Origin of the sequence: Mycobacterium sp. DL440, from assembly GCF_011745145.1 — a bacterium.
Taxonomy (GTDB): domain Bacteria; phylum Actinomycetota; class Actinomycetes; order Mycobacteriales; family Mycobacteriaceae; genus Mycobacterium.
This window is the reverse complement of sequence record NZ_CP050191.1, coordinates 1,905,716-1,912,883: the sequence shown is the minus strand read 5'-3', so window position 1 is coordinate 1,912,883 and position 7,168 is coordinate 1,905,716. Positions and strand designations below refer to the sequence as shown.

General features: G+C 68.6%; 6 protein-coding genes. 1 reads left to right on the top strand and 5 read right to left on the bottom strand.

Annotation, left to right across the window (positions count from 1 at the left end; translation table 11 throughout):
- The 3 genes from HBE63_RS09460 to HBE63_RS09450 all read right to left on the bottom strand — a co-directional run.
- Window positions 1-1,754 (bottom strand): DUF2207 domain-containing protein (locus HBE63_RS09460; RefSeq protein WP_166909589.1); only part of this gene is annotated, 1,754 nt, incomplete at its 3' end.
- Window positions 1,755-1,801: 47 nt separating this feature from the next.
- The gene (locus HBE63_RS09455) at window positions 1,802-3,802 is read right to left on the bottom strand and encodes a primosomal protein N' (RefSeq protein WP_166904516.1); all 2,001 of its coding nucleotides are present in this window, start codon (window positions 3,800-3,802) and stop codon (window positions 1,802-1,804) included.
- A complete protein-coding gene (locus HBE63_RS09450) occupies window positions 3,799-4,557 on the bottom strand; it encodes a lysoplasmalogenase (RefSeq protein ID WP_208301332.1) in 759 nt (252 codons plus the stop codon). Before HBE63_RS09450 ends, HBE63_RS09455 begins: the two co-directional genes overlap by 4 nt.
- On the opposite strand from HBE63_RS09450, the gene HBE63_RS09445 reads away from it, so the two are divergent.
- A complete protein-coding gene (locus tag HBE63_RS09445) occupies window positions 4,520-5,464 on the top strand; it encodes an alpha/beta hydrolase (RefSeq protein WP_166904515.1) in 945 nt (314 codons plus the stop codon). The genes HBE63_RS09450 and HBE63_RS09445 overlap by 38 nt on opposite strands.
- Before the next feature lie 5 nt (window positions 5,465-5,469).
- On the opposite strand, the gene HBE63_RS09440 is transcribed toward HBE63_RS09445, so the two are convergent.
- Window positions 5,470-6,036: a cytochrome b gene (locus tag HBE63_RS09440; RefSeq protein ID WP_166904514.1), complete on the bottom strand. Its 567-nt coding sequence runs from the start codon at window positions 6,034-6,036 to the stop codon at window positions 5,470-5,472.
- Window positions 6,033-7,112 (bottom strand): catalase family peroxidase, encoded by a 1,080-nt coding sequence (locus HBE63_RS09435; protein WP_243858582.1) that lies wholly within the window; start codon window positions 7,110-7,112, stop codon window positions 6,033-6,035. Before HBE63_RS09435 ends, HBE63_RS09440 begins: the two co-directional genes overlap by 4 nt.
- Between the last annotated feature and the right edge of the window lie 56 nt (window positions 7,113-7,168).

The following is a 7,168-nucleotide window of genomic DNA, read 5'->3' as shown; positions in this document are numbered from 1 at the left end:
GAAGAGGATGACGACTGCGAGGCCGTGTACACCCCGATCGATGACGATAGTGCCGATTCGAAACTGTCGAAGTCCGCGCCGCCGGTTCCACCGGTGAAACCGTGGCTGTCGTCCGACGACGATGACGACGAGTTGTACCAATTTGGTTGGGGTGCAGCAGCACCCATGGTGTCTTGATACTTCTTGGCCCACAGCGCCGCGGCGCCACCGGCCACCGCGAACGGGATGTAGGCCAGGTAGAGGTCTTTGCGTGCGGCGAAGTCGAACCTGGACTCGGCCGAATCGGTGGAAAGCAGACGGTGGAATCCCTCTGCCCGCGACCACAGTTCCCGACCGGTAGCAGTACGACGGGTACCGACACCGCCGGCCCAGGAACCTACCGAGAACACGAAGAACGCCGCGAAGGGCAGCCCCCACAACGTGATCGGGATTCCGAACCACAGCCAGAAACACGCCAACGCCGCGAAGAACGCCGCCACATTGGCGACGAGGATCCACCATTCCCTACGCCGCTTGACCATGAGGCCGTCGTCGAACGCCCACTTGCGCACCGCAACCGCCATGTCAGCTTTGGCCTTGGACAGCTTCTTGCCGGCCGCAGCGGTGTTCTTGGCGGCGAACTCGGCGCCCGGCGACATCACCTTGAGGGCCGCACCCACGTCGATGCCGACCGGATCGACATCGGCCCACTCGGCCGGCTTGGCGAGGCCTTTGATTTTCCAGTGCTCGTCGCTGACCTGCCGCAGCTCCACTAGTCCCCGCTCAGCGAGGTGAAACAAAGTCGCACTGAGCCCGTTCTTCGGAACGTTCTCGGTGCGGATGTACTCGGTCTGTACGGGCCCGAGCCCTTTCGGGGGCTCGTACTGCACCGGAAATCCCGGTGCCGGTTCGACGGTGGTCCGCGACCAGAAGTACGCGAGCAGTCCCATGCCGACGGTCAGCAGCGCGATCCAGACCAACCCGGTCACCGACCGGCCGAGGATCCTGTCCCACGTGTACGGCCACGGCAGGGTCGTCTGAGGCGGTGTCGCCACGTCGACGCCGGCGCGCAGCGTCACCGGCGTGTGCGGCTCCAGGTCGGTCGCCGTCAGCCGCACGGTGTTGCCTTCGGCGCGCAGATCCGTACAGGCACTGCCGACCCCGAATCCGACGCTGCAACCGGCCCCGATCACCTCGGCCGGCAGGGTGACGGAGATGTCGGCCCGTTCGATCGTGTTGTTCCAGGCCGGCGCGACGACGTTCCAGTAGAAGGCCGACTGGGCATCGGGGCTGCCGGTGTTCGCGGCAAACTGACGGTCGACACCGACGGTGCCCGGATCGAGAACGCCGTCGATCGTGTACCGGATCTCGAACACGTGGCTGCCCCAGTCCAGAGTGGAGCCGGGGTCGCCGATCTTGGCCACCCGGAACCGTTTACCGGTCTCCCACAACAGTTGGTAGGGCGCCGGCGCGCCGTCCATCGTGATCGCCGTGATCTCGGGCACCTGCCGGAGGCGGGAATTGTTCTGGTTGGCTATGTCCCAGTAGCGGAAGATCCCGTGCCGGCCGCTCGGGAAATTGCCGGTGATGGTCTCCACGGCGGTCATCCGGCCGTCTGCGCCGACGGTGAAATCGCCGCGGTAGTCGGTGATCACCACCGGATCGGCCTGGCCCACACCGGGACCCGATGCTGACCCGCCGGTGAACACCAGAGGCCAGAGCAGGCCAAAGGCAATGAGCGCCAAGGTAAACAACCACGACCACACCCGGCGCATGGCAGCCTCCTGGTTCGTCACTCACCGGTACCGGGTGAATGTCCGCCTTACCCTATGTGCAGCGGGTCGATTTGGATACGACATGGTTGCTGATCCTTGCGCGCACTGAGCACCGCGGTCGCCCGGCGCAGGGCCGCCGCCAACTCCAAACCCGCGTCACGCGGTACCCGGACCAGCATCCGGCTCACCTCGGCGTCGGACCCCAGCCCGGGTGGACGACGCGCGCCGGGCGGCAGTTCCACCGGCCCGAGGGTTTCCGCGACATCGGGCAACTGGGCGGTATCGAGCAATGCCTCGACCGCCGCGGTGGTCCCATCGATGGCGGCCATGTGCACCGCAGGCGGCAGTCCCACCTCACCGCGGCCGTCGAGTTCGGCGTCGGCATGTGCGACCGGATCCCACCGGATCAGCGCCTGCACGGTGGCGATCGCCGACTCGGCGACCACGGCCACCACGCCGCCTTCGGTGCGCGGCCGCACCAGGGCCGCCGCGGCCATCCAGCGGCGCATCGTGTCCTCGGCGGCACGCAGATCCTGCCGGCCCAGCAGAGCCCACGCGTCGAGCAGCAGGGCTGCGCCGTAACCGCCTTCGGCGATCGGCTCCGCGCCGGGCGTACAGACCACCAGGGCCGGCCCTTCCCCCACCGCACCGACCATCGCGTCGCCGCCCGAGGTGATCACCGAGGTACCGGCAAAGGCCCGCCCCAACTCTTCCGCGGTCCGTCGGGCCCCCACCACGACCGCCCGCACCGCATCCGAACCGCAACGCGCACAACGCAATGCGGGCTCGGCGCGACCGCACCACCGGCATTCCGCGGCAGCAGTGCCCCGGTCCGGGAGGGCCAGCGGTCCGGTGCAGTGCCGGCAGCGGGTCACCGCGCGGCACCGCGCACAGGCCAACGCCGGTATGTACCCGCGACGGGGAACCTGGATCAGCACCGGGCGCTGCGCCTGCAACGCCGAGCGGGCCGCTTGCAGCGCCATGGACGGCAGCCGCGCGGTGTGGGCGGCCGGATCGCGTTCCTGGGCGTACCCGCTGTCTTCCAAGGCGACCACTCGCGGTGCGGCGGCCCGGACGACCGGCCGGGGGGCCACCACGTCGTGGGCCCAGTTCGTCCGCACCAGCGCCTGCGCCTCGGCGGTCCGCGCGTAGCCGCCGATGATCGCGGCGCAGCGCAGCTGGTGGGCGCGCAGCATGGCGACCTCGCGGGCGTGCGGATAGGGCGCGCGCGGCTCGGCGAGGTTGTCGTCGCCGTCGTCCCACACCAGGACCAGTCCGAGGTTGGCCACCGGCGCGAACACTGCGCTGCGGGTGCCGATCACCACCTGGGCCTGTCCCCGCAGCGCCGCCAGCCAGCGGCGGTACCGGGCCGACGGGCCCAGCCCCGCCGACAACGCCACCACGCGTGACTCGGCCACCCGTTCGGTCGCCGCGGCATACAGCGCGTCGACATCGCGCTGATCGGGCACCACTGCCACCACGCCCAGCCCCGCATTCACCGCAACGGCAGCAGCTTCAGCCAACCGCTGTGCCCAGTTCTCCCCGGGCAGTGCCTGCCACACCGCCCGCGCCGCACGGCCCTCACCGACTGCGGTCAGGAACTGTTCACCCCGGCCATAGCGGACCCAGGCACTGGTGTCCACGGGGACGACCGCGGCCGGTTCCGGCTCCTCCGGGGTCTGCTTCTCGACCCTGGCGTGGCGCGGTGGTACCGCCAGGCGCAGTACGTCCGCCCGGGTCCCGGCGTAGCGCGCGGCGACGGCGTCGACGAGTCTCCGGACCTCGGGGGTGAGCACCGGCTCAGGCGAGACGACGCGATCGAGCCAGCCGAGCTTGCCGGTGTGGTCGGTGTCGGACCGTCGCTCCAGGAGGTATGCGTCAACCAGCCTGCCGTTGAACCGCACCCGGACCCGCACACCGGGCTGGGCGTCGTCGGACTGTTCCTCCGACACCAGATAGTCGAACTCCCGGTCCAGGTGCGGAACGGTGAGCAGGGGAAGCACCCGCGCGATGGGTTCATGATCTGCGGCGCGGCGGGTGATGGTCACTGTGCAGGTTTAGCAGGAGGTTGTGTCGAGCGCCCGAAGAAGAGGCCGGCGGTGATCAGCACCAGTGACGCCGCGTAGCCCCACCAGATCGGGACGGCGAGCAGTTGGTCACCACGCACGAACTGGCTGATGCCGATCATTGCGTCCGACGCCGCGAAACACACCCCACCGAGCGCAGTCCACGGTGTGGGCAGCCGGGCCAGCAACGCGGTGGACACCATGGCTCCGAGCACTGCGATGTAGGCGACCACCGGCACAGCCATTCCCTGTTCGACGAGCCGAGGCCAGAACCAGGTCAGCAGCGCCAGACACGCCAGGACCGTGATTGCGACCGCGATCAGCCGCGGGGTCGAACGCCGCGCCAGCGGCACCAACACGCAGAGAAAGCACAGGTGCGCTACCAGGAAGGCGGCCAACCCCAGCACGAACGACGGCTCCCACCACGGGATCGCGAGCAGGAAGTCGCCGAGTGCCGAGAACACCAGCGCACCCACCAGCCAGCGCCGTTCCCGCACGATCGGATGAGCGCACGCCGCCGCGGCCAGCAGGATCGCCGCCAGCGCCTTCACCGCAGGTTGGAGGGTGAATTGACCGGTCAGGTCGGCACCCGTCGGCAACCGCATCGCGGTGACGATCAGGAACACCCCGTAGCCCGCCGCGACGACCACGGCCAATACCCACAACCGCACCGTGACGCGGTGTGCGTACGGTTGCGGAATGTCCGTTGCTGACGCGTTACCAGCTGTCGATGCCATCCTGCAGAAGGTACTGGAGGCGGTGCCGTTCCAACTGTCGACCGACATCGGTGTCGAGGAAGCCCGCCGCCAGTTCAGCGAGATACCGCGGCTGCCGGTCCATCCCGACGTGAAGACCGAGGACCGAGAGGTTCCCGGCCCGGCCGGCCCGGTCCGGGTTCGGGTGTACCGGCCACCGACCGCCGACGGCACGACACTTCCGGTTGTGGTGTTCATCCACGGCGGCGGCTGGGCACTGGGTGACTTGGACAGTTACGACGGCACCGCCCGCCAGCACGCGGTGGCCGCCGACGCCGTCGTGGTGTCGGTGGAATATCGGCTGGCCCCCGAGCATCCCTACCCCGCCGCGGTCGACGATGTATGGGCGGCGACGCAGTGGGTGGCCGCCAACGCAGCAGAACTCGGTGTCGACGCCGACCGGATGGCCGTGGCCGGGGATTCGGCGGGTGGCAACCTCAGCGCCGTCGTGGCGCTGCTGGCGCGTGACGCCGACACTCCCCTGCGCTTTCAGCTGCTGTGGTACCCGGCCACCACCTGGGACACCAGCCTGCCGTCGTTCACCGAGAACGCCGAGGCGCCGATCCTGGGTCTCGACGCCGTCGCAGGGTTTTCCCGTTGGTATGCCGGGCATGTGGATCTGTCCGATCCGCCGGCCACGCTGGTGCCGGCCCGCGCAGCGGACCTGTCGGGCCTCGCGCCGGCCTACGTCGCCGTTGCCGGGCACGACCCGTTGCGCGATGATGGCATCCGTTACGCCGAATTGCTCGCTGCCGCAGGCGTTCCGGTACAGCTGGACAATGCCGAGACCTTGGTGCACGGTTACCTCGGCTATGTCGGTGTAGTCCCGACAGCCACCGAATCATTCGACCGGGCGATGGCCGCGCTGCGGGCGGCGCTGCACGGCTGACGCCTCTAGTCCTCGGTTCGTTTCCCCCTGGGCCACAACGACATTCGACGGATTATCCCGTCGCGTAGCGCCACGACGTGGAACAGCACCGCGCAGATATGTGCGGTGAACGTCGCGAACAGGAGATAAGCCGCCACGGTATGGGCGGTGCGCAACGCCGCGTAAAGGGTGATGTTGTGCGGGGCGATCGCCGGAAGGTGCAGCGCCCCGACCAACACGACCGGCGACCGTGCCGCCGACAACATGGCCCACCCGATCAGTGGCTGCACCAAAAGCAGTGCGTACAGCAAGTATTCGGAGTAACTGGCGATGCCACGTTCCAGCGGGCCCATCGTCGCCAGGAACGGGGGCAGTCGCCGGGTGAGCCGGTTGACCAGTCGCACGATCGCGAACACCAGGATCGCTATGCCCAGCGGCCGGTGAATCGCCAGCAGCAGCGGATAGTAACTGAGCGCCGCGATCATGGTGACGCCGATGAAGAACTGCGCGATCACCATGACCGCCATCGACCAGTGCAGCAGCCTGGCCGCCAGGTTGAACTTCGTGATCGGCGGCGCGGTTTCAGTGGTCATTGCGCACCCCCGGGAACGACGACTGCGCTGGGCGACTTCGGTTCTCGGGCCCGCCGGTTGAACGAGCGGGCGTAGACGGCGGATCGCGCGCTCGGCAGCGGATCGTCCGATACCGCCAAGCCGTCGGGCAGCACGAGTGGGTCGAAGTTGATGTCGCGGGCATTGCCGGGGGCCTCGGTCTGGACGGCGTCGATGGTGATGGTGCCGGCGTCGATGGTCTTGCGGTCCTCCGGCCACGGAAGCGTCGCGTCGTGAGTGGGATCGGTGGGATCGGCCAGAGTGAGGATCAACTTCCAGCTGACCGGACCGGCGGTGATCGCGTCGATGAGCGTGTCGAAGAGAACGTTCTCCTCGTTGCCGTGTGTCTGCCCAGCAGGCTTGCCCGACGCCAGCGGCACCGCCGCCCAACGGATCGCCGTTGTCTCACCCTGAGCGTTGGTGGCGCGAAAGGCATTGAGGCCGCGGTACGTATCGTCGGTAAACCCTGCGCTCGGCGGGCTCTGCTTGATGATCTTCATCGCCGCCGCGGTTTCCGGATGGCCGGCCAGGAACGCGGCCATCGCCTCCGGGTCCGGCTTGCCAGTCGCTGGTACGGGACGCGAGGCCAGCATGCGGTCAAAGAAACCCTGCGGCGTGCTGTCCGGGAACACCGGAATATTGACCATCGCGGTGCGCCACTGTTCGCCGTCGGGGAGTCGGAACATCAGACCAAGTCCCCTGACGGTGTCGGGTTTGTCGGGTTGATCGGGCAGCCCGCCGGACAACGAGAACCGGCCCACGACGGGCACAGTGCCGGGTCTGAACACTGCGGCCCTGCTCACCTGGGCGCCCGCACCGGTGCTGGTGAACGTTCCTGTCGCGGCCAGCCCCTTGGCGTGGTTGCGACGGAATCCGTCGTGACGGCCGGATATCTGCTCAAAGCGGTCGGCGAACCGGGCCGGCGTCAACGCGTCGGGCCGCAGCCAGGCCGCCGCCTCGGCCAGGCCGCCCACCCCGACGGCGACTACTCCGCCGACCGCGGCCAAACCGAGCAGCGTCCTCCTGCGGTTCAGCTCCGGAACATCATCGGATTCCATCGTGGTGGTGCTCCTTTCCACATCAGGCCTCGGCCTAGTGTGAAACGCTGCGCGGC